Below are 1,664 nucleotides of genomic sequence, written 5' to 3' on the forward strand. Positions count from 1 at the left end.
CTCCTAATTCGTGAGTAGGCGGTTCCAGGCCGACCTCGTCAGGGGCCGCTGGATTGACTGATGTAGACGGGTTTCGCGGTGGCCGCGTGGGCGCCGGATGGACTCCTGAGTTCTCCCGGCCCGCTGAGGCCTCCTGAGAGAGCGGTTGCCACCGGCGTCTTCGGGCCGCCGCGAAACCCATACCGGCCGCCCGGACGTTGATCGTCGTGGTGCGAGCCCGCCACAGGGTGACCCCCCGTTTCCTCCCGAGCCTTCGAGCTCTGCACAAGACAGGGGCCCCCGCGACGCGCTGGCGTCACGAACGGCTAGTGAGATGGCGGACCCGAGAGTCCTGGAATTAGGTCGCCGCGTGGCCCACACAGGCTTGCCACCTGCACAAACACGCAAGGCAAGGAGTACGGATTGAACGTGTACTGCGGGATCGACTGGGCCGAACGCCACCACGATGTCGCCCTCGTCGACCAGGCCGGCATGCTGCTGGCCAAGCGGCGGATCACCGACGATGCGGGCGGCTACCGGGTCCTGCTGGATCTGCTCGCCGAGCACGGCGACACCCCAGACGATCCGATACCGGTCGCCATCGAGACCAGTCAGGGCCTGCTGGTCGCCGCGCTGCGCACCGGAAGCCGCCCGATCTACGCGGTCAACCCGCTCTCCGCCGCCCGCTACCGCGACCGGCACAGCGTCTCCCGCAAGAAGTCCGACCCCGGCGACGCCCTGGTCCTGGCGAACATCCTGCGCACCGACATGGACGCCCACCGGCCCCTGCCCGCCGACAGTGACCTGGCCCGCGCCATCACCGTGCTCGCCCGCGCCCAGCAGGACGCCGTCTGGCACCGCCAGCAACTGGTCAACCAGGTCCGTTCGCTGCTGAAGATGTTCTACCCGGCCGCTCTGGACGCCTTCCAGGGCAAGCAGCACGGCCTCGCCCGCTCCGAGGCCCGCGCCGTCCTGGCCACGGCACCGACCCCGGCTGGCGCGGCGAAGCTCTCGCTCCCGCAGTTCCAGGCCGCGCTGCGACGCGCCGGCCGCGTCCGCGGCATCGAGGCCGAGGCCCGGCGCCTGCGGGAGATCTTCCGCGGCGACTACGCCCGCCAGCCTCAAGCCGTCGAGGGTGCCATGGGCCACCAACTCGCCGCACTCATCGTCCAGCTGGATGCCGCCTGCCGGGCGGCTGAGGAGCTGGCCGAGGTGGTGGAGGAGTCTTTTCGCCGGCACCCGGACGCTGAGATCCTGCTCAGCTTCCCCGGCCTCGGCGTCCAACTCGGCGCCCGGGTGCTCGCCGAGATCGGAGACGACCGCGACCGCTTCGCCGACGCCCGCGCGCTGAAGGCATACGCCGGCTCGGCCCCCATCACCCGCGCCTCGGGCAGGAAGAAGTTCGTCGGCCGCCGCTTCATCAAGAACGACCGGCTGATCACCGCCGGTTTCCTCTGGGCCTTCGCCGCGCTGACCAACTCGCCCGGAGCCGACGCGCACTACCGTCGCCGACGCGAGACCGGGGACTGGCATGCCCAGGCCCAGCGGCACCTGTTCAACCGGCTGCTCGGCCAGCTCTACCACTGCCTGCAAACCCGGCAGCACTTCGACGAGCATCGCGCATTCACCTCCTTCTCAGCAGTTCCAGCCGTCGCGGCTTGACTTCTTAGGCACGTGAGATGTCT

The 1,664-nt window shown here is 69.9% G+C and carries 1 protein-coding gene; it reads left to right on the plus strand.

Going from position 1 to position 1,664, the window contains the following annotated elements; translation table 11 throughout:
* The first annotated feature begins 402 nt into the window (after positions 1-402).
* Positions 403-1,641: an IS110 family transposase gene (locus ABGB06_RS39355; RefSeq protein WP_347600541.1), complete on the plus strand. Its 1,239-nt coding sequence runs from the start codon at positions 403-405 to the stop codon at positions 1,639-1,641.
* The last annotated feature ends 23 nt before the right edge of the window (positions 1,642-1,664 follow it).

Source organism: Streptomyces sp. B6B3 (assembly GCF_039871525.1).
Classification (GTDB): domain Bacteria; phylum Actinomycetota; class Actinomycetes; order Streptomycetales; family Streptomycetaceae; genus Streptomyces.